At 38.8% G+C, this 24,454-nt stretch carries 24 protein-coding genes and 1 other RNA gene; 23 read left to right on the forward strand and 2 right to left on the reverse strand.

What is annotated here, in order from left to right:
- The first annotated feature begins 174 nt into the window (after positions 1–174).
- The 12 genes from HF078_RS13655 to HF078_RS13710 all read left to right on the forward strand — a co-directional run bounded on the left by HF078_RS13655 (position 175) and on the right by HF078_RS13710 (position 11,895).
- The gene (locus HF078_RS13655) at positions 175–387 is read left to right on the forward strand and encodes a cold-inducible protein YdjO-related protein (RefSeq protein ID WP_148988406.1); all 213 of its coding nucleotides are present in this window, start codon (positions 175–177) and stop codon (positions 385–387) included.
- 115 nt (positions 388–502) lie between these two features.
- Positions 503–2,770, forward strand: coding sequence for a DEAD/DEAH box helicase (locus tag HF078_RS13660; protein ID WP_169291643.1), 2,268 nt, complete (start codon positions 503–505; stop codon positions 2,768–2,770).
- 13 nt (positions 2,771–2,783) lie between these two features.
- On the forward strand, positions 2,784–4,055 hold the full coding sequence (locus HF078_RS13665) for a ribonuclease H-like domain-containing protein (RefSeq protein ID WP_169291644.1): 1,272 nt from the start codon (positions 2,784–2,786) through the stop codon (positions 4,053–4,055).
- A gap of 340 nt (positions 4,056–4,395) precedes the next feature.
- Positions 4,396–4,818 (forward strand): spore coat protein, encoded by a 423-nt coding sequence (locus tag HF078_RS13670; protein ID WP_169291645.1) that lies wholly within the window; start codon positions 4,396–4,398, stop codon positions 4,816–4,818.
- 133 nt (positions 4,819–4,951) lie between these two features.
- Entirely contained in the window at positions 4,952–5,518 is a 567-nt protein-coding gene (locus HF078_RS13675) for an SLOG family protein (protein WP_169291646.1), read from the forward strand.
- Between the two features lie 76 nt (positions 5,519–5,594).
- Positions 5,595–5,900: a cell division regulator GpsB gene (gene gpsB / locus HF078_RS13680; protein WP_010193744.1), complete on the forward strand. Its 306-nt coding sequence runs from the start codon at positions 5,595–5,597 to the stop codon at positions 5,898–5,900.
- A 62-nt stretch (positions 5,901–5,962) separates the two neighbouring features.
- Positions 5,963–6,354: RNase P RNA component class B (rnpB, locus tag HF078_RS13685), an RNA gene on the forward strand.
- Between the two features lie 153 nt (positions 6,355–6,507).
- Positions 6,508–7,650, forward strand: coding sequence for a THUMP domain-containing class I SAM-dependent RNA methyltransferase (locus HF078_RS13690; protein ID WP_169291647.1), 1,143 nt, complete (start codon positions 6,508–6,510; stop codon positions 7,648–7,650).
- Positions 7,651–7,706: 56 nt separating this feature from the next.
- Positions 7,707–7,910 (forward strand): hypothetical protein, encoded by a 204-nt coding sequence (locus HF078_RS13695; protein ID WP_481748018.1) that lies wholly within the window; start codon positions 7,707–7,709, stop codon positions 7,908–7,910.
- A 93-nt stretch (positions 7,911–8,003) separates the two neighbouring features.
- Positions 8,004–8,198, forward strand: coding sequence for a hypothetical protein (locus tag HF078_RS13700; protein ID WP_047968909.1), 195 nt, complete (start codon positions 8,004–8,006; stop codon positions 8,196–8,198).
- A gap of 116 nt (positions 8,199–8,314) precedes the next feature.
- Positions 8,315–10,234, forward strand: coding sequence for an ATP-dependent DNA helicase (locus tag HF078_RS13705; protein ID WP_169291649.1), 1,920 nt, complete (start codon positions 8,315–8,317; stop codon positions 10,232–10,234).
- 143 nt (positions 10,235–10,377) lie between these two features.
- On the forward strand, positions 10,378–11,895 hold the full coding sequence (locus HF078_RS13710; protein WP_169291650.1) for a carboxypeptidase M32: 1,518 nt from the start codon (positions 10,378–10,380) through the stop codon (positions 11,893–11,895).
- Between the two features lie 87 nt (positions 11,896–11,982).
- Here the strand turns inward: HF078_RS13710 and HF078_RS13715 are convergent, their stop codons facing one another.
- Positions 11,983–12,441, reverse strand: coding sequence for a chemotaxis protein CheX (locus tag HF078_RS13715; RefSeq protein ID WP_169291651.1), 459 nt, complete (start codon positions 12,439–12,441; stop codon positions 11,983–11,985).
- A 169-nt stretch (positions 12,442–12,610) separates the two neighbouring features.
- On the opposite strand from HF078_RS13715, the gene HF078_RS13720 reads away from it, so the two are divergent.
- From HF078_RS13720 to HF078_RS13755, 9 genes are all read left to right on the forward strand, one after another.
- Positions 12,611–13,144: a GNAT family N-acetyltransferase gene (locus HF078_RS13720; RefSeq protein WP_169291652.1), complete on the forward strand. Its 534-nt coding sequence runs from the start codon at positions 12,611–12,613 to the stop codon at positions 13,142–13,144.
- Positions 13,145–13,364: 220 nt separating this feature from the next.
- Positions 13,365–14,444 carry a type III polyketide synthase gene (locus tag HF078_RS13725; protein WP_169291653.1) on the forward strand — a complete coding sequence of 360 codons (1,080 nt, stop codon included), beginning with the start codon at positions 13,365–13,367 and terminating at the stop codon, positions 14,442–14,444.
- Between the two features lie 7 nt (positions 14,445–14,451).
- Positions 14,452–15,021 (forward strand): isoprenylcysteine carboxyl methyltransferase family protein, encoded by a 570-nt coding sequence (locus tag HF078_RS13730; protein WP_169291654.1) that lies wholly within the window; start codon positions 14,452–14,454, stop codon positions 15,019–15,021.
- Positions 15,022–15,389: 368 nt separating this feature from the next.
- On the forward strand, positions 15,390–19,076 hold the full coding sequence (locus HF078_RS13735; RefSeq protein WP_169291655.1) for a dynamin family protein: 3,687 nt from the start codon (positions 15,390–15,392) through the stop codon (positions 19,074–19,076).
- Positions 19,077–19,090: 14 nt separating this feature from the next.
- The gene (locus HF078_RS13740; protein ID WP_169291656.1) at positions 19,091–19,855 is read left to right on the forward strand and encodes a DNA polymerase beta superfamily protein; all 765 of its coding nucleotides are present in this window, start codon (positions 19,091–19,093) and stop codon (positions 19,853–19,855) included.
- A 182-nt stretch (positions 19,856–20,037) separates the two neighbouring features.
- Positions 20,038–20,295 carry a YpbS family protein gene (locus HF078_RS13745; protein ID WP_169291657.1) on the forward strand — a complete coding sequence of 86 codons (258 nt, stop codon included), beginning with the start codon at positions 20,038–20,040 and terminating at the stop codon, positions 20,293–20,295.
- A 17-nt stretch (positions 20,296–20,312) separates the two neighbouring features.
- Entirely contained in the window at positions 20,313–21,155 is an 843-nt protein-coding gene (locus tag HF078_RS13750) for a sulfurtransferase (protein WP_169291658.1), read from the forward strand.
- A 74-nt stretch (positions 21,156–21,229) separates the two neighbouring features.
- On the forward strand, positions 21,230–21,364 hold the full coding sequence (locus tag HF078_RS21075; RefSeq protein ID WP_269433424.1) for a hypothetical protein: 135 nt from the start codon (positions 21,230–21,232) through the stop codon (positions 21,362–21,364).
- A gap of 412 nt (positions 21,365–21,776) precedes the next feature.
- Positions 21,777–22,646: a 5'-3' exonuclease gene (locus tag HF078_RS13755; protein ID WP_240951753.1), complete on the forward strand. Its 870-nt coding sequence runs from the start codon at positions 21,777–21,779 to the stop codon at positions 22,644–22,646.
- Between the two features lie 29 nt (positions 22,647–22,675).
- Here HF078_RS13755 and HF078_RS13760 read toward each other — a convergent pair whose 3' ends face one another.
- Positions 22,676–22,816, reverse strand: coding sequence for a small, acid-soluble spore protein L (locus tag HF078_RS13760; protein WP_169291659.1), 141 nt, complete (start codon positions 22,814–22,816; stop codon positions 22,676–22,678).
- A gap of 96 nt (positions 22,817–22,912) precedes the next feature.
- Here HF078_RS13760 and HF078_RS13765 point away from each other — a divergent pair, with 96 nt between their 5' ends.
- Both HF078_RS13765 and HF078_RS13770 read left to right on the forward strand, forming a co-directional pair.
- The gene (locus HF078_RS13765) at positions 22,913–23,401 is read left to right on the forward strand and encodes a divergent PAP2 family protein (RefSeq protein ID WP_169291660.1); all 489 of its coding nucleotides are present in this window, start codon (positions 22,913–22,915) and stop codon (positions 23,399–23,401) included.
- Between the two features lie 62 nt (positions 23,402–23,463).
- The gene (locus tag HF078_RS13770) at positions 23,464–23,736 is read left to right on the forward strand and encodes a DUF6123 family protein (protein WP_168864180.1); all 273 of its coding nucleotides are present in this window, start codon (positions 23,464–23,466) and stop codon (positions 23,734–23,736) included.
- Positions 23,737–24,454: the final 718 nt, after the last annotated feature.

Genomic DNA, 24,454 nt, shown 5'->3' on the forward strand with positions numbered 1-24,454 from the left:
TCTTTTAGAAAAATGCATTTCCCCTAAAATTATGCTATACTATATTGGAAGAGATTGTATGACGAGGATGCTTTTTTTATTTTTTTTCTTATTTTTTCCTCGTATATTGGCATACTAAGATTATATTAGTGAGGATAAACTGCGCCCCACCTCAAAAGATAGGAGAGTGGTACTATGGCTTTTGGAAGAAGAGAAGTAGAAGAAATCGTTACCGAGGAAACGAAAGTATGGGTTTGTGAATCAGAGGATTGCAATGGTTGGATGAGAGATAATTTTAAGAACAGCGAAAGCGACATCCCAACATGTCCTCTATGCCACAGCGGCATGACACAATCTACCAAAGTGCTAGCAGTCATCAATAACTACAGTCAAAATCAGAAGATGTAAATATACCCAATGTGGAAAAACCAAGCGCCTTCCAAGTGCTTGGTTTTTCTTTTTGGACTTTACGAACCGAACGCTTATTCGCTAAAATAGAGAGTAGAGAATGAGGTGAGTTGTAATGAAATGGAGAAAAACAATATATGAAGTAATTGATTGGATGAAAAGTGAAGAATCCATAGCAAAAAATATCGTACATTGGGAAACAGTCCCTCCCAAAGAAGCACAAACAGTCCCGTTTCCTGCTCAAATAGATGAACGTTTGATGAAATCATTGACCGAAAGAGGTATCAACTCTTTATATACCCACCAAGCAGCTGCATTTGAGGCTGCAATTAATAAAAAACATTTTGTAGCGGTTACCCCGACGGCTTCAGGAAAAACCTTATGTTATAACTTGCCGGTACTTCAGAAAATTGTACAAAACAATGACGCCCGAGCACTTTATTTATTCCCGACAAAAGCACTTGCACAGGATCAAAAGAGTGAACTGAACGAAATCATTACGCAAATGGGTGTGCCAATCAACAGTTATACATATGATGGCGACACTGCCCCTACCATCAGACAAAAAGTAAGAAAAGCCGGACATGTAGTTATAACAAATCCCGATATGCTTCATTCGGCAATCCTACCTCATCATACCAAATGGGTTTCACTTTTTGAAAACCTGGAATATATCGTGATAGATGAGTTGCATACGTATAGAGGTGTGTTTGGAAGTCATGTTGCTAATGTGATTAGAAGGTTAAAACGAATATGTAATTTTTATGGAAGTAACCCTACGTTTATCTGTACATCTGCAACGATAGCGAATCCGAAAGAACTCGCTCAGGAGCTTACTGGGGAGGACTTTGAACTTATCAATAATAACGGAGCTCCAGCCAGTAAAAAGCATATCGTTTTTTACAACCCACCAATCGTCAATAAGCCGTTGAATATCAGGAGGAGTGCAACGCTAGAGGTAAGAAAACTGGCTGCAGAGTTTCTTCAAGAAAAAATTCAAACCATCGTCTTTGCGAAAAGCAGGGTCCGAGTGGAAATTCTGTTAACGTACCTTAAAGAGCTAGTCAAAAACCAACTCGGAGAAAAGTCTATCCAAGGGTACAGGGGAGGATATCTCCCGACCCAGCGCCGGGCGATTGAAAAAGGCTTAAGAAACGGAGAAATTTATGGTGTGATCAGTACTAACGCGCTGGAACTTGGAGTGGACATAGGACAATTGCAGGTCTGTATCATGACAGGATATCCTGGAACGATAGCAAGTGCTTGGCAGCAGGCTGGTCGAGCTGGGCGCAGACAGGGAGAAGCGGTAATTGTCATGGTGGCAAGCTCCAATCCGTTAGATCAATATGTCATCCAACACCCGGAATTTTTTCTGAAAAGCAATCCAGAGTCAGCCAGGATTAATCCAAATAATCTCGTTATACTAGTGGACCATATTAAGTGTGCTGCCTATGAGTTACCCTTTAAAAAAGGCGATACCTTTGATGGAGTGGAGCTTGAGGATATTTTAGATTATTTGGCAGACGAAAGAGTTCTTCACGAAAACGGAGGGAAATTTCATTGGATGAATGATGCCTTCCCGGCCCATAACATCAGCCTGCGTTCAGCTTCACAGGAAAATGTCATTATCATTGACCAATCATCAGAACCCGCTAATAAAGTGATTGGGGAAATGGACCGTTTCAGTTCTATGACTCTCCTCCATGATGAAGCAATCTACTTGCACCAAGGAGTTCAATATCAAGTAGAGAAACTTGACTGGGAAGAAAAGAAAGCATTTGTAAGAGAAGTAAATGTCGACTATTTTACCGATGCGAATCTTGCAGTTTCCCTTGATGTACTTGAGGTGGACAAACAGGCCGATTACCAAGCAGGCACTATATCGTTTGGAGATGTTTCGGTCCGGGCGATGGCAACTATTTTTAAAAAGATTAAATTTGAAACTCACGAAAACATCGGATCAGGACCTATCTACCTTCCAGAAGAAGAGCTTCAGACAAGTGCAACGTGGATTACACTTGAAGAAGAAATTACAGAGCGACTTAAAGGAGATGATTTGGAGAAAAGTCTCTTGGGTATCGCTCACGCCCTTAAACACGTGATTCCATTATTATTAATGTGTGAACCGATGGATATGCAAGTAGTACCTCAAGTCAAGTCCACGCACGATGAAAAACCCGTAGTCTATTTTTATGACCGTTATCCTGGAGGAGTCGGGTTAAGTGAAAAAGCGTACGACTATATAAATGAGCTGCTTACAAGTGCGAGTGAACTAATAGGCAATTGCCCATGCCGTTCAGGTTGTCCATCTTGCATCGGTGCGGATTATCCTGAAGAAGACTCCAAAGAATTGGCACTCTCTCTACTTCAAAAACTTGTGTAAAGGGGGGAATCATATGGGTATGAAAAATAAATTAAGTAGAATGAAAAAGCATCTCACGAGTAATTCAGATGCAATGCCTGTGGAACGCAAGATTGAAAGAATGCAGAACCTGATGGATTCTGATTCATCCCTTGCTGATATCCCTAATTTGAAAGAATGGGAAGCCTATGGGGTAAAACCATACTTTGCAAATGGAGAGTACTGCCTTATACGGGAAGTAGAGTATGATTTGGATTATAAGCACGGAAAGTATCGGTTAGGGGATCTATTGCCCATTATGGATGAGTGGCAAAAATCAGGTGTAGAGCATCCGTTGTCTGCAAAAGGTCATCAGGCAAATGATCTTTTTTTCTTTGATACAGAAACAACCGGGCTAAGTGGTGGGACAGGCACAACTATTTTCTTGCTAGGATATGCAAGAGTTCTAAGAGATAGAGTGATCGTTAGGCAACACCTTTTACCTGGACCGGGGAATGAGGTTGCCCTTTACCAGAGTTTCCTGGAGGAAGTGGATTACACGACTCTTGTTACATACAATGGTAAGGCATTCGACTGGCCTCAAGTAAAAACACGGCACACCCTTATTAGAGAACATGTCCCGAAGCTTCCTGCATTTGGACATTATGATCTTTTACATGCATCAAGAAGACTTTGGAAGAAGAAATTAGAATCAGTAAGACTTGCAAATGTGGAAAAAGAGATTCTTGGAATTGAGCGGAAAGATGATATCCCAGGATTTTTAGCACCGATGATTTACTTTGATTTTGTAAAAACAAACGAAATGCAAGGGATAAAGGGAGTGATGAAACACAATGAATGGGATGTATTAACGCTCATAACATTGTATGCACATCTCTCTGCACTCCTTTTGGTGGATAGCAAAGAAAGAGATAAAGTGGAAGAGTACGAAATAGGACGTTGGTATGACACATTGGGAGAGAAGGAAGCAGCTAAAGCATTATATAACAATATTTCCGACTTTTCTCCCCAAGCAACGTTTAATTTAGGAATGTTAAAGAAAAAGGAACAGGACTATAAAGGGGCAAAAATACTTTTCCAGAAGTGCTTTGAAGATGAAAATCATCTGTGCAAGGAAACGGCGGGAATAGAAATCGCTAAAATACTCGAACATAAAGAGAAAAACTACTCCCTTGCTCTATTTTATGCGGAAAAATCGTTGGAGTTTTTTCAGTCGTCAAATAATAAACATCTTAAAAATAGCGGTTCTATTTTAGCTGATTTTGAGAAAAGAATTAATCGGCTGAAAAATAAATCGAGAAATTGAAAATATTTTCACATTTTGTCTGAATTTCTGCAAAACATATATTGTCAACGTGCTTTTTACCATGTAAAATTAACTATTGTGAATGTCAAAATTACTATTAGATATATGGGAGAGAGAGCACGTTGTCTAGATTTATTTTATGTTTGTTTTTTGTTGTTATCGGTCTTACGTTATTTGGTCTTTCCAATTTAAAGGATAATATCTACACGATTTTACTATAAAAATGGTAGGCAAATGTATATAAATTAAGAAAATAGGTGTTTGTATTAGTACATGTATCTCACTTCTTTCATAGTTTGTTAATGTAAAGAGAAAAACAAATTGAAAGGAGATCGAAAGTATGTACAACTGCAGACCTAACATGATGGCACCAATTGTCCATCCTACAAAATGTTGTGTAAAAAATCTTTATTCTACTACTGAGGTTCCTCACATTCATCCTTCACACACAACATACGTAAACAACCAACAGTTCCAACACAAACACTATTTTCCGCAAACAGATTCCATGGTAGATTCTGTGTCACACCAACACTTCAATTGTGGTCCTGGAGGCCCTGGAATGGGTGGTCAACCTGGTCAGGTGATGGGAGCACAAACTGACCCTGGATATGGTCAAGTAATGGGTGCACAAACCAACGCTGGATATGGTCAAATGGGAATGCCTGGTCAAGTAATGGGTGCACAACAAGGTCCTGGAATGGGACAAATGGGACCTGGCGGAATGCCTGGTCAATGTAAGCATTATGGCTATGGAAGATAAGCGAGTTAAACTTGCTTTTGTTTGATAAATGACGAAAAAGAACTGGCTTCAAGTCAGTTCTTTTTCCATTACATATTGATGTATGACTTGCGCTTTTCTGGCTTTCTATTTATTATTTTAAGTAGAGGTGCTTATGAAAGTATTAGTAATTACAGGGTATAAACCCCAGGAGCTGCAAATATTCAAAAAGAACGATCCTGCTGTACACTTTATTAAAAAAGCGATACAGAAGCGCTTGACTGCTTTACTAGAAGAGCATAATGAGTTAGAATGGGTTGTCATTAGTGGGCAGTTAGGTGTAGAACTTTGGGCTGCAGAAGTTGTTTATGTTCTGCAAACAGATTTCCCTAAGCTAAAACTTGCCGTATTTACCCCATATTTGGAACAAGAAGAAAAATGGAGTGAACAAAATAAGGAGTATTACGAATCTATTTTGTCGCAAGCTAATCATATTGACTCCATTACGAAAAAGAAATATGAATCCCCACTTCAACTTAGATTAAAAAACCAGTTTGTCGTGGATAAGTCGGACGCTCTATTGGTGGTTTACGATGAAGAGGGGCCGGGTAGTCCTCAATATATTATTGACAATGCCCGTAAAAAATCAGCTCAGACAAATTATCCTATATATATGATTGACAGCTACGAACTTCAGCTTGTTGTAGAAGAAGAACAGTACAATAGCAATCAAGAGTGGTAAGAATGAAATAGAGAAATTGAGAAGTGACCCATTAATATTAATGGAAAGTGGGCACTCGCATAGAGGTGAGGAACTTATGCTATCAGATAAAATTAAGTTAACGTCAAAAGAAATTCTAGAAAAAGAGTTCAAGTCAGGCATGAGAGGCTATAAAGCAGAAGATGTGGACAAATTTTTAGACGTTGTGATAAAAGACTATGAAACCTTTTATCAAGAATATGACTTGCTTGTCCAGGAAAATGCAAGACTGAAACGTCAAGTTGAAGAAGCAGGCAAAAAACCACAGCCATCCAATACTAACAGTGGATCTACTAATTTTGATATCCTAAGAAGATTATCAAACCTAGAAAAGCATGTATTCGGAAGTAAGTTATACGACTGACATTAATTTACAGTTGCAATTATTGCTCAAATTTACTATACTATATTTTGCTGACATCAATAGTGATTGGGTAACCGCTACAGTTTCGGCTGTAGAGGAAAGTCCATGCTCGCACAGGCTGAGATGCTTGTAGTGTTCGTGCCTAGCGAAAAAATAAGCTAGGGTAGCTTGGTTTTCGGACGAAGCTAACGGCAGGGAACGCACCTAAGTCTTTTTAGATATGGTGTTAATACCTTGAAAGTGCCACAGTGACGTAGTCTTACAAGAAATTGTAAGAGTGGAACGAGGTAAACCCCTCGAGCGAGAAACCCAAATAATGGTAGGGGCACCTTCTCTAAGGAATCCAACGATGAGAGGGACAGATACTTTAAAGTTTCTGTAGACAGATGGTTACCACCTGCGTACAAGGAGCGATCCGTTTGCAGTACAAAGGAACAGAACATGGCTTACAGATCACTATTGATTGAATGTCGCATCCAACTATGATTATGTAACATAAGCTCTCCTGTTGCCAGGAGAGCTTTATTTGATAGTTGGGACATGGGATAGAGAATTTGTGATAATAATACATAAGAGAATTTGATTATTAGTTAGGGTGAATAATACGATGACAGACTACACATTAATTGCGACCGCAGCAATGGGTTTAGAATCTCTTGTCGCTAAGGAAGTAAGAGATTTAGGTTATGAATGTACGGTTGATAATGGTAAGGTTATTTTTAAAGGAGATGCAATGGCAATTTGCCGAGCGAATCTTTGGTTACGTACTGCCGACAGAATTAAGGTTGTGGTTGGTGAATTTAAAGCCACTTCCTTTGAGGAACTTTTTGAAAAAACTAAAGCCTTACCTTGGGGAGACTATTTACCTGAAGATGCCGAGTTCCCGGTTATCGGAAAATCAGTAAAGTCCAAGCTCTTTAGTGTACCGGATTGTCAAGCTATCGTAAAAAAGGCAGTAGTGGAAAAAATGAAGTCACATTATAAAATTCAGTCAGCATGGCTAGAAGAGAAAGGGGCAGTCTCCAAGATTGAGGTTGCTTTGCTAAAAGATGTTGCTCAAATCACCATCGACGCCTCTGGAATCGGTTTACATAAACGTGGGTATCGTGCTGATCAAGGCGAAGCACCACTAAAAGAAACATTGGCAGCTGCTTTGGTCATGCTAACGAACTGGTATCCCGATAAGCCATTTGTAGACCCTTTTTGCGGTTCAGGTACAATTCCTATTGAAGCTGCTCTAATTGGACAAAATATTGCACCTGGATTTAATCGTGACTTTGTTTCAGAAGACTGGCATTGGATTGGGGACGACCTTTGGAAACAGGCCCGTGAAGAAATGGAAGATAAGGCTAATTACGACCAGCCGCTAGATATTGCAGGATATGATATAGATCACCGCATGATATCTATTGCTAAAGAAAACGCATTTGAGGCGGGACTGGGAGAATTGATTGATTTTAAACAAATGCAAGTTAGGGACTTTACCACAAGAAAAGAGTATGGTGTTATTATAGGAAATCCTCCGTACGGAGAGCGTCTTGGAGAGCGACCGGAAGTGGAGAAGATGTATCGAGAGATGGGGAAAGCTTTCTCTGAACTTGATACTTGGTCTGTCTATATGCTCACATCCCATGAAGGCTTTGAAAGCTATTACGGAAAAAAAGCAACAAAGAAACGTAAATTATTTAATGGTTTCATAAAAACCGATTTCTATCAATACTGGGGCAAACGTCCGCCTAGAAAAGGGTAAATGACGTTTATCAACACAACTCAGAGGGAATTACTACTAAAAAAGGAGTGATGGTTTTGAGAGATCAAACGAAAGAAAAAGCATTGCTTGAGAGAAATAAGAAAGACAAGGCTTTTAAGAAAAACGAAAAGAGCCAGAAAAACAGAGATCAACTTGTCATGCCGATAGATGAGCTTCCCCTTGAAGATATAAAATATGAAGAAGAGGAAGAACGCGACAAGAAAGGTTCTAAGGGGCGTTCTTCAAGTAAAGAAATTTAAACAGATCATAAAAATTCCCTATACACCATAGATGAATAAACTTCAGAAATTGGGCATAGAATACTCCTATCAATACTGTTTGGAGGGATTTCTATGCCTTTGCATGTAAATGATTTTATGAGGATCTCCAAAGCACTGGAAAGTAGCTATCAGCGCCTTGCAAGTGAAAACCTGCTAGATAATCATGAATGTGTAGAACGAATGAACGCTGCACGTGATGAATATACAAAAGCAATGCTGTACGCCACCCTGCTTGATGATGAGATTATCCATATTACAAAGAATTAACATAACAATAGCCTCCTGCTTAGTCAGGGGGCTTTTTGTTTTATATTATACTTGACAAACACCACTAAAATATTCAATAATGTTCAGATGCAAACTTTTTCTCGGAGGTACATAAAATGAACAATCGTCTGCCATTTACAATGAACAAAGGGGATGCTTTTTTTGATCGCCTGAACGAATGGATTGGGGATGTTTTTTACGACATCCTACCCGAAGCTGGATTCGAATTACGTGATGAACAAATTTTTATGGCTTTCCAACTGGAGAGAGCTTTTAAAGAGAAAAAGGTCATATTCTCCGAAGCCGGTGTTGGAACTGGGAAGACGATGGTGTACCTTTTATACGCGATCTGTTATGCGAGATATATGGGGAAGCCAGCTATCATAACCTGTGCCGATGAGTCGTTGATTGAACAGCTTGTTAAAAAAGAAGGGGACATAGCTAAGCTATCAAAAGTCCTAGACATTACAATGGACGTTCGTCTAGCGAAATCTCCAGAACAATACTTGTGCTTGAACAAATTAGATTATGCCGTTAACAAATATGATAACGACAACATAGATGAAGTGTATGATGCACTTCCAAGCTTTGTGACGAAACCTGCTGCGATGCAGTCTTTCCATCCTTATGGAGATCGCAAAGATTACGCAAAACTGAATGATGAAGAATGGGATATGGTCGGATGGGACACGTTCCAAGACTGTTTCAGTTGTGAAAAACGACATCGTTGTGGACAAACTCTATCCCGCGATCATTACAGAAAATCAACTGATTTGATAATCTGTTCCCATGATTTTTACATGGAACATGTTTGGACATTTGAAAAAAGAAAAAGAGAAGGTCAGCTTCCTCTATTGCCAGAAGCATCAAGTGTCGTTTTTGATGAAGGCCATTTATTGGAGTTTGCTGCCCAAAAGGCATTAACGTATAAGATTAAAAACCAGCAGGTGGAAGAAATTCTTACCCGCTTATTAGGAAACGATTTAAGAGAAGAATTTGCTTATTTAGTAGAGGATTCTTTACAGGCAAACGACCTGTTTTTTGATATGTTGGAAGAAAGCCTTACAAGTATTGAGGGCTCAGACCGAAAAGATATCACAATGGATAACCGCCTTGTGCAAAGTGCCAAAGACCTCCTTGCAAAAATAGAAGAGATAGGCAATCAGCTTGTGTTTGAAGGGGAACTCCACACAGTAGATCACTATCAATTGCACATAGTGGAGGAGTACTTGGACTCTATCGAATTTTTACTAAAACTTCTTTTATCAAAAGAAGATGTGATAGCATGGGCTGAGCATGCAAATAAGGACCTGACACTAGTTGTGATGCCTAAAACTGTTGAAGAGGTACTTAAGGAAAATGTCTTTTCTAAGCGGATTCCTTTCATTTTCTCTTCTGCAACGTTATCAGACAATGAGAACTTTAGTTATCTTGCCTCTTCATTGGGTATAGAAGACTATTTATCCTTTTCCATAAATTCTCCGTTTGATTATGATGAAAATATGAAACTTTCATTAACAATCGAAGAGGATTTTTATACGAAATTCAACCAGACTATGCAATCCATTGGAAGAAATGGCGGAAGAACGCTTGTTTTGTTCTCGACTAAAGAGGAATTAATAAGGTTTAAAGCGGAAAATGCCAACAACATGGACTATCCATTCCTTTATGAAGGAGAAAAGGAAATCAGTGTATTGGTTTCTGAATTCCAGAATGAAGAAAGTGCTGTTCTATGTGCTTATCATTTATGGGAAGGGTTGGATATCCCTGGACCTTCATTGTCAAATGTTGTTATTTGGTCCTTGCCATTTCCGCCAAATGATCCAGTCTTTGCTGCCAAGCGAAAAGGGCTTGAAGATCCATATATGCAACTTGATGTTCCCTATATGCTGCTTCGACTTCGTCAAGGAATGGGCCGACTTATCCGTACCACAGATGATAGCGGAGAAATTACCGTCTATCTTCCATCTGTATTATCGGAAGCAGTACGTGCAAAAATCGAAGGTGTCTTACCGACCAGCCCAGTAACCCAATAGTTATCATAAACCAAAAGCACCGAAGCTTAAATCGGTGCTTTTTCCATTCTCCCCAAAACCTGTTGCCAACTAGTGAGAAAATTGTGTATTCTTAACAGGAGCTCTATTATAATTTGCATTTAGAGATATTGGGGGAGATACATATGATAGAAATCAGCAAAGTAAAAGAAGAATACGTAAATCACATTAACAAAATGGATAGTTATAACGAAGCACTATCTCTTATTTTCTGGGACCTCAGAACAGGTGCTCCTAAAAAAGGGGTAGATCGTCGATCAGACGTTATCGGAATCCTGTCCTCAGAAGTATTTAACATGTCAACATCAGAAGAAATGGCAAGCTATTTAACACAACTTTTAAACGAAGAAATATTCACCGAACTAGATGACATTACAAAAGCCTCACTACTAGAAAGCAAAAAGAACTACGACCGTAACAAGAAAGTTCCAGCAAAAGAATACCAAGAATATGTAGTATTATCTACCAAGGCTGAGTCCGTTTGGGAAGAAGCAAAAGAAAAATCGGATTTCTCTCTTCTGCAACCGTACTTAGAAAAATTGGTCGCTTTCAATAAAAAGTTCATCGAGTACTGGGGCTATGAAGGAAACAAATATAATACATTGTTAGATATGTACGAACCGGGTATTACTGTGGATAAATTGGATGAGGTTTTTGCAAAGCTAAAAGAGAGGATTGTTCCTCTAGTCCAAAATATTGCAGATTCCTCTGTACATCCAAGGGCAAATGAATTATTGGTACCTTTCCCAAAAGTTAAACAACGCGAATTTAGCTTAGAGATATTAAAGGAACTTTCGTATGATTTCGACGCAGGAAGACTAGATGAGACTGTTCATCCATTTGCTATTGGACTGAACCCTGGTGACGTTAGGGTGACGACTAAATATGATGAAGAGGATTTCCGAACGGCTGTTTTCGGTACCATACACGAATGTGGGCACGCACTATATGAGCAGAATATATCCAAAGCACTTCAAGGTACCGGGTTATGCACGGGAACATCTATGGGGATTCACGAATCTCAATCTTTATTTTATGAGAACTTTGTAGGCCGTCATGAAAACTTCTGGAAGCGCCACTATGAAAGTCTGCAACGTTATGCAGGAGGTAAATTTGATGAGATCAGCCTAGAGGAATTCTATCTTGCAATTAACGAATCCAAACCATCACTAATTCGAATTGAAGCAGATGAATTGACCTACTCTTTACACATTATGATTCGATACGAATTGGAAAAAGCGCTATTCAATGATGAATTGGAAGTAAAGGATCTTCCTCAAGCTTGGAATGAAAAGTACCAAAGCTATCTGGGCATAACACCACCAAATGATGCCAAAGGTGTTTTACAAGATGTACACTGGTCTGGTGGAAGCTTTGGATATTTCCCTTCCTATGCTTTGGGATATATGTATGCGGCGCAATTTAAACAAGCAATGTTAAAAGATTTGCCAAACTATGATGAGCTCTTAGCAAACGGAAATTTAGAACCGGTGAAAGAATGGTTAACAGATAAAATACATCAACACGGTAAATTGAAGAAACCATTAGAAATTTTAAAAGATGTAACAGGTGAAGAATTGAATGCAGACCACCTCATTAAGTATTTGGAAGATAAGTATAATAAAATTTATCAACTAACTTAATTAATGTTAAGGGGACCAGGGGAGTATCTCTGGTCTTTTTAATTGTTGGGTAAACAAAAAAACCCGCCATTAAGGAGGGTCCAGTGGTTAAGAAGCTTCTTCTAATTCCATAATAATTTGCATGTGCATGGTATCTTTTATATAAACAGGAGTATGTATACGGTGCGTTAGATGAAACTCCTTTTGTTGTTCGCTTAACACATCAGGTGGAGTGATATCCATATTGATGCCACTTCCCGCCACTTTCGATGTTAAGGTCCCTGCAATCATATTTCCAAGTTCTCCTGTGAAGGATTGAAGCATTTCACCTTCTAGTTGCATGCCAAACATCATTTCTCCGATGTGCTGAAAAGCATGTCGGTCCCCTTGAATAATCAACTGACCACGAATGTCACCGGTTAACATGATAAGCACACCGTACGAAACATTAGTAAGATTTTCTGTATATAATCGAGGTTGATCAAAGGTAAACTCTATCGGAATAACCGTCTTAAACGAGTCTAAAGTCCTGTCAAAAACTTGCGTTAAGTTCTCTGAAAGGGACATTTGGCACCTCCTTCATTTCTTTTGGATAGTACAAATTCATCATACCACATTTCCCTTTCTATTTTTCAACAAATTTCAACAAATTCACGGTTGATAAAGGGTTTTTTGTTGAAGAATAAACATAAATGAAGTAGGATGTAGTACCTAAAGAGTTTATAGGAGGAACATCATGTTAGATCTACGTTTTGAATTTACAGCGAAAGATGAGTCATCCGTAATATTACGGCCGGTGGAAGAATCGGATGCAGGAGATATCGTGACGGCAGTGGAGAGTATTATTGCTGCGGGTCAGTACATACAAAAGGATGTCCCTCGAACTCCCGAGGAAGAAAAACTTTTCATTCGTGATATGAAGAAAAAGGAAAATATGTATATTGGAGTAGAACGTAATGGAAAGGTAGTAGGGATAGCTCGCGTTATACGGGGGGAAATCCAAATGAAGCGACATACTGGGTTGTTTCGGACTTGGTTAGCTGAGGAAGCACAAGGACTTGGCATCGGGAAAAAAATCATGGATTACACCGATATGTGGTGTGAACAGCATATCAGAAAATTATCTTTAACCGTTTTCTCTTCTAATCAGGTTGCTTACCAACTTTATAAAAAATATGGATTTCATGAAGAAGGAAATCAAAAAGAACAAGCATTTATTAATGGGGAATATGTTGATGAGATTTGGATGGCAAAGTTCTACAAAAAATGATTTCCATTTATTTATAGTGATAATTTTTGCGGCATTCGTTATAATAAAATTGCACAACACAACAACTCCTTTAAAACGACATGTACCTTCCCAAAGTGAATTTGGGAAGGTTTTTTCTTTTTTTCTCCTTTACTATTTCCTCTCAGAAACTATCTCATCTGTATAAATATATAAATATTGGAAAAGTTAACAGTACCAAATTGGATGAGGTGCTCTTATAATGCCAAAGATATTGTCGGTTGGAACGTCCATTCCTAAATTTCCGATCCAACAAGATACTGTTGTCGAATTTGCGAAAGAACTATTTGAAGAGTCGTTTAGAGATATCAATCGCCTCCTTACAGTCTTTCAAAATGGACAAATAGAAAAACGTCATTTTGCCAGGGACGTTGAATGGTTCAAACAACCGCATACGCTACAGGAAAAAAACGATATATACATAAAAGAGGCAGTCGCTTATGGAGCAGAGGCAATTAACGCCTGCTTACACAATTCTACGACACTCTCACAATCTATAGATTATCAAGATATTGAAGCTATTTTTTATATTTCTACTACAGGTATGTCCACACCAAGCATAGAGGCTAGAATCATGAATATCCTGCCTTTTTCACCTTACACAAAAAGAATTCCAATCTGGGGACTCGGATGTGCTGGGGGCGCAGCGGGACTATCTAGAGCCTATGAATATTGTCTTGCCTTTCCTAAAGCTAAGGTGCTTGTATTATGTGTGGAACTTTGCAGTCTTACCTTTCAAAAGAATGATCGATCAAAAAGTAATCTAGTGGGAACCTCCCTTTTTGCAGATGGCATTGCCTGTGTATTGATGGTAGGGGATGAAGTGCATATTGATGGTAAGGGCCCTTACCCGAAAGTGTTAGGAAGTCAGTCTACATTAATGGAGAATTCAGAAGACGTGATGGGATGGGAGATTAAGAATGAAGGACTCTATGTCGTATTCTCTCGGGATATCCCAGTTATCATCACGAACTGGTTAGCACCTAATGTCACACGATTTCTCGATAACCAGGACGTAAAACTAGAAGAACTGGACCATTTTGTCTTACATCCTGGTGGAAAAAAGGTATTGGAAGCATACCAAGAGTGTTTAGGGTTAGATGCTGAAAAGTTAAATACTTCCTTACAGGTCTTAAAAGAATATGGAAATATGTCTTCTGCTACTGTCTTATATGTCTTAAAGGAAATCATGGAAAAAGGTCCGAACAAAGGGGAGAAAGGGATTGCAGCTGCACTTGGACCGGGTTTCAGTTCCGAAATGCTGCTATTAGAATGGGAGTGAGGTAAAAATGATCTTCGCATTGTTTTTTGCATTTATCGTCACACAAAGAGTCGTGGAGCTAGGCATTGCAAGAAAAAATGAGAAATGGATTAGATCGGTGGGGGCCAAAGAATACGGTAAAGAGCATTACAAATACATGGTCAGTCTGCATGTTGCTTTTTTAACTTGTTTCTTGTTGGAGGTCATCCTGTTTGATCGAACGCTAAGTCCTTTTTGGCCGGCGATCCTCATTCTGTTTATCATGACACAATCCCTTCGAGTATGGTCCATACAATCCCTAGGTAAGTATTGGAACACAAAGGTACTGATCTTGCCTGATGCTTCCATAGTGAAAACGGGCCCTTACAAGTTTTTACGCCACCCTAACTATACAATTGTAGTGTTAGAAATTCTGTTGATCCCATTAATGTTTCATGCGTTTTACACAGCCATCGTTTTTACTGTGTTAAATGCCTGGATGTTAAGTGTAAGAATTCCACTTGAAGAAAGAGCATTAGCTGAAATGACAAACAACTATGCTTCATATATGGAGGATCGAAAACGGTTTTCTCCAACTTTTCAGAAGGAAACTGAATGAAAGTCATTGTCAATTAGCTTGTAAGCTGATATGATTATGATAATAATTATCACTATCAACGAGGGGGACTACCAACATGACATTATTGTTGATTGGTACGACTGTGGTAGCATATTCCGTATTAATGAAAGTTGTTTTACAGCATACATGTGAGCCTAGAACAATTAAATAATACATAACAGGGTCTACTACATATATACATGTAGAGGCCCTGTTTTTTATAGATTCACTTATTCAAAACCATGCACAAGTTTCCTGAGCAAAAATATTAATAAATAAGGCGTCTTATATGGGAAAATACTGAAATATCAAGTAAAATAGATATAAGAAGCGGAGAAATGATACACACAACTAAGGGGACAGAATAAATGGGATCAAACAATCCAAAACAGCAAATCCAACAGCATACACAGGAGATAAATCAGCTCCAAACCAAACTGCAATTAATTTTAGAAAAGCTACATAATCACGGTGATCATAAAAGCGCCAGAAAAGTGGCGGAACTCTTACATAAACATTCAACAAAAGAATTAAGTATAGCCTTTTGCGGACATTTTTCAGCGGGTAAGTCTTCTTTTATCAATGAGATATTAGAGGAGGCAATCTTGCCGGCTAGTCCTATACCAACTTCGGCCAATGTCGTGCAGATAAAAAATGGAGAAGAGCTTGCGCATGTTCATTTTTTTGAGGGAGAATCACTGGAGATCCTTCCTCCAGTCTCGTTTGAACATGTAAAAGAGTATTGCAAAAACGGAGATCAAGTGGAATCCGTTGAATACCAATTTCCTTTTGAGAAGCTACCTGCTGATATGGTCGTATTAGACACTCCAGGGGTGGATTCCACTGACGATGCCCATCGCATTTCCACAGAATCAGCCCTGCATTTGGCAGATGTCATTTTCTATGTAATGGACTATAATCATGTCCAATCTGAGGTTAACCTTAAATTTATTAAGGAGCTTCAAGACAAGCAAAAAAAGATTTATTTAATCGTTAACCAAATTGACAAGCACCAGGAGGAAGAAATCCCATTTACCACATACAACGAAAGAATAATGGAGTCTTTTGGGGATTGGGGAATTATACCTGCAAGCATTTATTTTACAAGCCTTAAAGAAACCAGCCATCCTCTTAACGACCTTTCGATTGTAAAAGAAACGATTCAAATCCTTAGACAAGACAAGTTGGATATTCTGCCAAAAACGATTGAGCGAGCGCTCATTCAAGTAATGGATGAACATAAAGAATGGCATCTTGAACAAAGAGCAGAGGAAATTGACCGGTATGAACAAACGATTCATTGTTTAGGAGATCTGCCAAAAGATGTAGCAGAAACGTTAAGGATAAGAAAAAATAAACTGACTACCATCCAATCTGAAACGGCTGAAATGAAAGAGGATTTTATCAATCAGACAAAGCGGATCTTGGAAAATGCAAATATCACACCGTTTGAGATGAGGGAACTAGCTGAACGTTACCTTGAGTCTCAACAAAAAGGATTCAAGGTGGGGATGCTGTTCTCGGGGAAAAAAACACAAGAAGAGCGTGAGCAAAGAAGTGCCGCTTTTCGCAGTGATATAACTGAACGAGTGAAAACACAGGTAGAGAAGTTCATTCATGAACATATTATTTCTTTTTTAAAAGAGCAGAATTTTTATTCTCCATCGATTTTTGATACCGTACAGGAGCTGACGGTGCCTATTACTGAAGAGTTTGTAGCTGGTCATGTAAAAGCTGGTGCAGGCTATACTGGGAATGCCGTTTTGCACTACACAAAAGATCTAGCCCATTCTATTAAATTAGCCTATCAAAAACAAGTACAGCGATTCATGGAAGGTTACTTCGAAAAACTGGAAAAGAAAATTCAAGATAGCACAAAAGAATTGTCGGTGGAAGTCGAAAGATTAGAAGCGGTTCACCATGCCCAAGAAGCGATTACACATTTGCATATCGAGCTAGAACAGAAATTTGAAGAACTAAACAGCATCATCCTTTCCAATTTCGTAAAAGAGGAACAAGTTAAGTCGGATAATGTCCTTGCTCACTACCTGAACCGTTCCTATAAAACAGTTCGGGGAGATGAATTAGCTTCTTCAACATCTAAACGTAATAACGTTATACAGAAACAAGAAGCCATTCTTGTAGAACCTATGAAACAAAGTGACCCAGCATTATTAGTCAAGGGACTAAAGGAGACAGCAAGCTCTTTAAAGAGAATACATGGGTTTCAGACGATTGTGGATGACCTGAAAAAAAGAGCAGGGAAAATTGAAAACCAGACTTTTACGGTTGCGTTGTTCGGAGCATTCAGTGCAGGTAAATCTTCCCTTGCTAATGCTTTGTTTGGTGAGAAGGTCCTGCCTGTCTCCCCTAATCCTACAACTGCTTCCATCAACAAGATATCTCCTGTAACAAGAGAACATCCACATGGATCAGTCCATGTACAGATGAAGACAGTGGAACAACTGTATCAGGATGTTCAACAAGCCTTACAAATTTTCAATTCGGATGTAAGGGATCTTGAAGAAGCTGTCCCGACGATTAAGAGTATCATCACTAAAAATGAACACTTAGAACTGGATGCAAATAAGAAGACTCATTTTCATTTTCTGAAGGCCTTTTTAACAGGTTGGAAGGATATGAAGACCAAATTGGGAACGCTTCAAATGGTGTCACTAAATGAATTTGAAGCATATGTCGCCAAAGAAGAAAAATCCTGTTTTGTAGAATGGATCGAAGTGTTCTATGATTGCCCATTTACAAGACAGGGTCTAACACTGGTGGATACACCTGGAGCAGACTCTATCAATGCAAGACATACCGATGTTTCTTTTGATTATATTAAGAATGCGGATGCCATTCTGTTTGTCACCTATTATCAACACGCTTTTTCTAAAGCGGACCGTGAATTCTTGATACAATTAGGCAGGGTGAAAGATGCTTTTTCGATGGATAAGATGTTCTTCCTTGTAAATGCGGCTGATCTTGCTAATAATGAGGAAGAACTTGAACTCGTATGTGATTATGTAGAAGATCAATTAACTGCTTATGGAATTCGTCATCCACGATTATATCCAGTTTCAAGTCTTCTTGCCTTGAAGGAAAAAGAAAACCGACCATTTGAACATCCTTTTTTGGAAAGCTCTTTGATGAATGCTTTTGAGCAGGCATTTACTGATTTCATTCAAACTGATTTAGTCGAGATGAGTCTTCATGCAGCGCAATCCGATCTAAACAAAGCTGTGGCCTTATTTGAACATTTTGTCCAACAGGCTAAGCTTGGATCCGAGGAAAAAGAGAAATTGCAGCTTTTACATGCTACTAACAAAAGGAACCTGGAAGCTCATATTAAAGGGTACGCAACGGAAAGTTTCTATACGCTTCTTGAGCAAGAAATAAACGAACTTGTATATTACATTAAGCAGCGAACATTATTACGTTTCTCCGATTTCTTCAAAGAAAGTTTCAACCCTGCAGTGATCAGGGAGGACGGACGTAATATCAAGGCTCAGCTTGTCAGTTGCCTACATGAGCTTGTTACGGATATCTCTCACAATCTTTCCCAAGAAGTTAGAGCAACTACCGTGCGGACAGAGAACTTTATTCGCAAAACGTTAGAGTCCTGGCAAAAGGAGTTAGAATCGGAAGCTCAACAGCTAGAAGCTCAGCTTTCCTTACGTGTGTTGGAAGCAGAAGAATATACACCGTTTAAAGTGAATAGTTCGTTTCCTTCCATTTCCCCAAAGCTGGAAAAACAAACGATAGGCTACTACCGAAATTCGAAAGCTTTTTTCGAGAAAAACGAAAAGCAAAAAATGGCCATGTTTTTGGAAGAACAGCTGTCACCTTTAATGGACTCATTCTTGAAAGAGAGTGCTCAAAAACTAACAAACCATTACAAAAATGAAATGGAGATTTCTCTAGAAGAGGTCAAAAAGTATATCCTAAGACAGCTCGAGGATTATTTTGGAGGAATGCAGGCAGCACTTCAACAAGAACAGGACATCCCACAGTTGGAAGAAGTGCTAGCACAAATACAACAGCATAAAAAGTAAGGAGGAAAAAATAGGTGAACCAAATAAAGGAAATGCTCGCGAATATTGAATTACATCATAATGTGAAGATCCTTTATGCCTGTGAAGCGGGTAGCAGGGCATACGGCTTTGCTACCGAAAGCAGTGATTATGATATCAGGTTCATCTATAGTGCCCCCCTTAAAAAGTATCTTTCCATGATGAAAAAGGAAGATACCATTACAAACCAGGATGGCAAGTATGACGTGCAGGGCTGGGATTTAAAGAAGTCTTTAGTTTTGGCTGGTAAATCCAACCCCTCCCTATATGAATGGATGTTATCACCAATTGTATATAAAAAGTTAGATCCTTCCATGCTTACAATGAAAAACGTCATTTTAACAGACTACTCAAAGAAAGTTCTTGGTTTTCATTATTTGAAGATGGTTAAAAATAACCTTCAAACTTGGAGCAGAAATAATGAAGTTTCTCACCTTGTTCATGCCGTACGGGCATCTTTGATGTTAGAACAGGTTATCCACTTTGAAAATGAACCTGTTACAATTAACTTTCAAGAGCTAACAGAGAAAAGTAACACATTTACCAATGAAGAGTTATCGCTTTTATTTTGCTTAAAGACAGGAGAGGAAGTAACCGGACATCCAGTTATTTCTCAACTTTGTGGTAAAGTTAATCATTTCATCACTGCTTCTGAAGCGTCTTTACCACATTTAAAAGAAGGAACGATGAATCTTCACTTGTTAGAGAAGCTGTTTTTTCAACAGTTGGGAATAGAGGGTGAGCGTGATTACAAAAGTTAATCGATTCCAGGCATGTGCTACCTGCAAGCATTATCAAGTGCTAAAATTAAATACTCGTACCATCTACCGTTGCAGTAGACTTGGCTTTGACACAAAACCGCATTACAAATTTGATTGTTGGCAACCGAAAGAGAACATAATACAATTAATGAAAAAAGAACAGATAAATTGGAGGAACAACCATGAGCGTACATAAAGCAATAAGTGAACATTCTAGAAAACAAAATCAAGTAGTGATGAATTTTTTACAACTTGAACAACAAAGAGAAGCATACATAGAAGAGGCAATCGTCCTTTGCCGTCAAAACAAACCATTTACAACCGAAAAAATTAATGAAGTAACAAAAAGAATAAACGAGCTGGCACGTATAGGGATTGCACCTCAGCGACAACTCGTATCGAAAGAAATGGTAGAAGAGTTTGTTTCTCGAAGTCACTAAACTGTGGAGGGGAGAACATGAATCATATTGTTTCAGTGAATTGGGTGAAGGAGCACTTAAACGAACTAACCGTTATTGATTGTCGCTTCCATCTTGCAGCACCTGATAAAGGACTTATAGAATATCAAGAAAGTCATATCCCAGGGGCACACTATATGGATTTAAATAAAGATCTATCCAGTGCAGTCGATACACATGGAGGCAGACACCCTTTGCCAGACTTTCAGGAACTTCATCAAAAACTGCAAAACATCGGAGTTCATGATGATGGCAAAGTAGTTCTTTATGATGATCAAAACGGCGCGATGGCCTCAAGGCTTTGGTTTTTGTTCAAAATTTTAGGACATGAGCATGTTCTGATAATGGATGGCGGTTATCGTGAATGGCTGAAGCAAGAATACCCTGTAACGGCAGAAGTGCCCTTAAAAGAAAAACGTGGAACTTTTACCTTTAAAGTGATAGAAGAAGATTTTGTCATGCATATGGAAGAGGTTAAGGCCCATTTATCTTCTTTTCACAGCGGAGAAGCTTACCTTCTGGATGCAAGAGAGTCTAACCGATATAGTGGGTTAGAAGAGCCGATTGATAAGGTTGCCGGTCATATTCCCGGAGCACTTAATTTTTTCTGGATGGAGAATATGGAGAATGGAAAATGGAAAAGGACTGAAGCGTTGCAAGAAAGATTTTCTCAGTTGGATTCTTCGAGAGAAATTGTAGTCTACTGCGGATCTGGTGTTACAGCATGCCCCACATTTTTAGCACTTAAGGAAGCTGGCTTTGAAAAAGTAAAGCTGTATGCCGGCAGCTGGAGCGACTGGATAAGTTACACAGACAACCCAATATCTAAAATAAAGAACTAAATTTACCCTCACTTAATTGGGTCCTCTCTTGAGCAAACTATAAGAGATCCACCATATGAAGGAGGAGATTTAGAATGGGACGTACGAAAAAAGGAAATGCAAATGCACAGCGTAACAATAACGCTAAACAAAAAGGTAACATGGATACAGAGTTTGCTTCATACGCGGAATACGAAGCAGCAAAAATGACAAATAAGAAAAACCAATAGGTTTTAAGCCATTACCTTTTTTGGGGTGATGGCTTCAATTTTTAAAACGCTGTCCAAAGTCGTTTTTTTGACTTTGGGCAGTTTTTTTTTGAAATGGAACAGGTTTTTGGATAATAAAATATGGACTTAATTAGGATTTCTTGTTTAGTATTCCTTCAATTATTACAAAATGGAAAATAAGGTACGGAAAACAACTTTAAACTATAATGAAAAATGTTATATTACTAGGAGATAAATGGATTCTCGATAAATTTAAGTGTTTTTTTGACTAATTGAGGAGCTTTTTTGATTAATTCAACTGTTTTTTTGACTAATTCACCTGTTTTTTTGAACATTTGCTCTTCCTCGAATGCCTGTCCTCCAACTCTAAAATATGCTATAATCAGAATCGGAATAGAGAGGAAGTGTTCTTTTGAAAAAAGTATTATTGATAGATGGAATGGCTTTATTATTCCGTTCTTTTTATGCAACCAGTGTTTATAATCGCTTCATGTATACATCCAACGGAATCCCAACGAATGCGATTCAGGGATTTGTTAAACATATGATTACGTCAATGGAAACGTTCGAGCCAACACATGTTGTCTGCTGTTGGGACATGGGAAGCAAGACTTTCCGCACAGAAATGTTTGATGACTATAAAGCAAACAGACCTGCACCACCACAAGAGTTGATCCCTCAATTTGACCTAGTAAAAGAAGTGGTTGAGGCGTTTGACATCCCCAATATTGGACTTGCAGGATTTGAAGCAGATGATTGCTTAGGAACCCTTGCTGAACTTTATCGTGAAGAAGCAGAGGTCATAATCCTAACGGGTGACCAAGACGTTCTTCAGCTGATTAAACCAAATATTAAAGTAGCATTGCTAATGAAAGGTTATGGCAACTACGAAGTGTTAGATGAGAATGGGTTTTACGAGAAAAAAGGCCTTACGCCGCAGCAACTTATCGACCTTAAAGCAATAATGGGGGACAGCAGTGATAATTACCCTGGAGTTAAAGGGGTAGGGGAAAAAACCGCTACAAAGCTGTTGATGGAATATCAGACAGTCGATGGGATCTTAGAAAATCTGTCTGCTCTTACCAAAAGTCAACGTCAGAAATTTGAAGACAGCTTGGATTTATTGCATCTCTCTAGAGAACTTGCAACAATTAAGTGTGATGTACCAGTTACCTGTGAATTAAATGATGCCACTATCACAATTGACCGCGGCAAAGTCGCTAGTAAATTTGATGAGTTGGAATTTAAAAATTTACATGGATTTATTGATAAAGTTTGTTAAGAGAAGATGAACAAGTCATCTTCTCTTTTTTATCGTTTCGTATTGTCTTTTTTCGCCTTATTTTCAAGCTTGGATTGTACTTCCTGGGCAAACTCCGCATCGTGGCCGTAACCTTGAGGGTTTACACCAGGAGCTTTCTTGCCTCTGTTTGCTGAATTATTCTTACCCATGCTTCTCACCTCCTTTCTTAGTTTTCCTTTTCCAGCTGAAAATTATGTTGCATTGTGTCGTTCGAAATGACTCAAACTACACATGAGGTGATTAGTTTGAATCGACCACTAAAAATTGCTTTGAGTGCTATCACATTGGCACAATTCCTAAAAATTCCAATAAAATTCCTTAGAACAGGCAAATGGGAGTGGAATACCTTCTTTGAAACGGGAGGAATGCCAAGCTCACATTCGGCTGGAGTTTCAGCGTTAGCCACCATTATTGCAATGAAAAGGGGTTTTAGAACAATAGACTTTGCGCTTTCCGCCATATTTGGTCTGATCGTTATGTATGATGCACAAGGGGTTAGAAGACAAACAGGAGAGATAACGCTTGCGGTAAATGATCTTGCTGAAAAATTGGATAGACTGGAAGGAAAACCTGACAAGAATGTCCATGACAAATTAGAAAAACGATTAAAAGAACGTCTGGGGCATCAACCGGAAGAAGTAGTTGGAGGCGCTATTTTCGGTATTGCTCTAGCTTTTTTAGGAATTCGCTTGTTACCCAAAAAGAAAAAATTGGAACTTTGGGACAATCTATGATGGGCAAACGACAAATTTTGCGGTAATATTGAAGAAGGGGACGTACAAAAGGATGGATAAATTTGAACAAATCATGGAGTACAGAAGATTACCTTCAACAACTTACCGCAAAAGGATTTAAATTCGGAGAAGATTCTCTCGGTTTTATAGAATTTGGCAAGCATTATACAGACAGCTCGGACTATTTGGTCAACATAGCTATTGAAATTACTCTAAAAGCACAAAAGCAGTTTGACGGCAGTTTTTTTGTCTCGTTTTTAGAAATGATTAAACAGGAACAGATTCATTCTAAACGTGCAGCATTCGAATTGGCTAAGGAGAAACAGATAATCTAAAGGACTTTCCTGATTTGTCGGGAAAGTTTTCTTTATTGTAAGGGGGTATTGTAAAAAGCTGAATTTATATGCTGGAAGCAGCTTGATATAGAGGCATTTTATATGCCCGAAGCAGCTTGGTAAAAGGGTGAAAGGTAAAATACAGGCGTTTTATATGCCCGAAGCAACAAGGAAAAAGGATGAAAGGTAAAATAGAGGCGTTCTATATGCCCGAAGCAGCGAGGAAAAAGGATGAAAGGTAAAATAGAGGCGTTCTATATGCCCGAAGCAACTGGGAAAAAGGGTAAATGGTGATATAGAGGCGTTCTATATGCCAAAAGTATCTAGAAAAAAAGCAAAAGAGTAGTAGAGAGTGGTTCTCTTCTCCCGAACTAACCAAGAAAAAAGCAAAACGGTAGTAGAGAGTGGTTCTCTCCTCCCGAACTCACCAGGAAAAAAGCAAAACGGTAGTAGAGAGTTCTGCTCTCCTCCCGAACTCACCAAGAAAAAAGCAAAACGGTAGTAGAGAGACGTACTCTCCTCCCGAACTTGCCAGGAAAAAAGCAAAACGGTAGTAGAGAGTCCTCCTCTCCTCCCGAACTGGACAGGAACAATGCAAAACGGTAGTAGAGAGCCGTCCTCTCCTCCCGAACTGGCCGAAAAAAATGCAAAACGGTAGTAGAGAGCCCGTCTCTCCTCCCAAACTCGCCACGAAAAATGCAAAACAGTAGTAAAGAGC

This window comes from Bacillus sp. RO2 (genome assembly GCF_012911845.1).
Lineage (GTDB): Bacteria > Bacillota > Bacilli > Bacillales > Bacillaceae_I > Sutcliffiella_A.

What these genes read in the sequence shown, in the direction of transcription:
- HF078_RS13655 (WP_148988406.1), top strand. Translation starts at nt 175, where the DNA reads ATGGCTTTTGGAAGAAGAGAAGTAGAAGAAATCGTTACCGAGGAAACG.
- HF078_RS13660 (WP_169291643.1), top strand. Translation starts at nt 503, where the DNA reads ATGAAATGGAGAAAAACAATATATGAAGTAATTGATTGGATGAAAAGT.
- HF078_RS13665 (WP_169291644.1), top strand. Translation starts at nt 2,784, where the DNA reads ATGGGTATGAAAAATAAATTAAGTAGAATGAAAAAGCATCTCACGAGT.
- HF078_RS13670 (WP_169291645.1), top strand. Translation starts at nt 4,396, where the DNA reads ATGTACAACTGCAGACCTAACATGATGGCACCAATTGTCCATCCTACA.
- HF078_RS13675 (WP_169291646.1), top strand. Translation starts at nt 4,952, where the DNA reads ATGAAAGTATTAGTAATTACAGGGTATAAACCCCAGGAGCTGCAAATA.
- gpsB (WP_010193744.1), top strand. Translation starts at nt 5,595, where the DNA reads ATGCTATCAGATAAAATTAAGTTAACGTCAAAAGAAATTCTAGAAAAA.
- HF078_RS13690 (WP_169291647.1), top strand. Translation starts at nt 6,508, where the DNA reads ATGACAGACTACACATTAATTGCGACCGCAGCAATGGGTTTAGAATCT.
- HF078_RS13700 (WP_047968909.1), top strand. Translation starts at nt 8,004, where the DNA reads ATGCCTTTGCATGTAAATGATTTTATGAGGATCTCCAAAGCACTGGAA.
- HF078_RS13705 (WP_169291649.1), top strand. Translation starts at nt 8,315, where the DNA reads ATGAACAATCGTCTGCCATTTACAATGAACAAAGGGGATGCTTTTTTT.
- HF078_RS13710 (WP_169291650.1), top strand. Translation starts at nt 10,378, where the DNA reads ATGATAGAAATCAGCAAAGTAAAAGAAGAATACGTAAATCACATTAAC.
- HF078_RS13715 (WP_169291651.1), bottom strand. Translation starts at nt 12,441, where the DNA reads ATGTCCCTTTCAGAGAACTTAACGCAAGTTTTTGACAGGACTTTAGAC.
- HF078_RS13720 (WP_169291652.1), top strand. Translation starts at nt 12,611, where the DNA reads ATGTTAGATCTACGTTTTGAATTTACAGCGAAAGATGAGTCATCCGTA.
- HF078_RS13725 (WP_169291653.1), top strand. Translation starts at nt 13,365, where the DNA reads ATGCCAAAGATATTGTCGGTTGGAACGTCCATTCCTAAATTTCCGATC.
- HF078_RS13730 (WP_169291654.1), top strand. Translation starts at nt 14,452, where the DNA reads ATGATCTTCGCATTGTTTTTTGCATTTATCGTCACACAAAGAGTCGTG.
- HF078_RS13735 (WP_169291655.1), top strand. Translation starts at nt 15,390, where the DNA reads ATGGGATCAAACAATCCAAAACAGCAAATCCAACAGCATACACAGGAG.
- HF078_RS13745 (WP_169291657.1), top strand. Translation starts at nt 20,038, where the DNA reads ATGAGCGTACATAAAGCAATAAGTGAACATTCTAGAAAACAAAATCAA.
- HF078_RS13750 (WP_169291658.1), top strand. Translation starts at nt 20,313, where the DNA reads ATGAATCATATTGTTTCAGTGAATTGGGTGAAGGAGCACTTAAACGAA.
- HF078_RS21075 (WP_269433424.1), top strand. Translation starts at nt 21,230, where the DNA reads ATGGGACGTACGAAAAAAGGAAATGCAAATGCACAGCGTAACAATAAC.
- HF078_RS13760 (WP_169291659.1), bottom strand. Translation starts at nt 22,816, where the DNA reads ATGGGTAAGAATAATTCAGCAAACAGAGGCAAGAAAGCTCCTGGTGTA.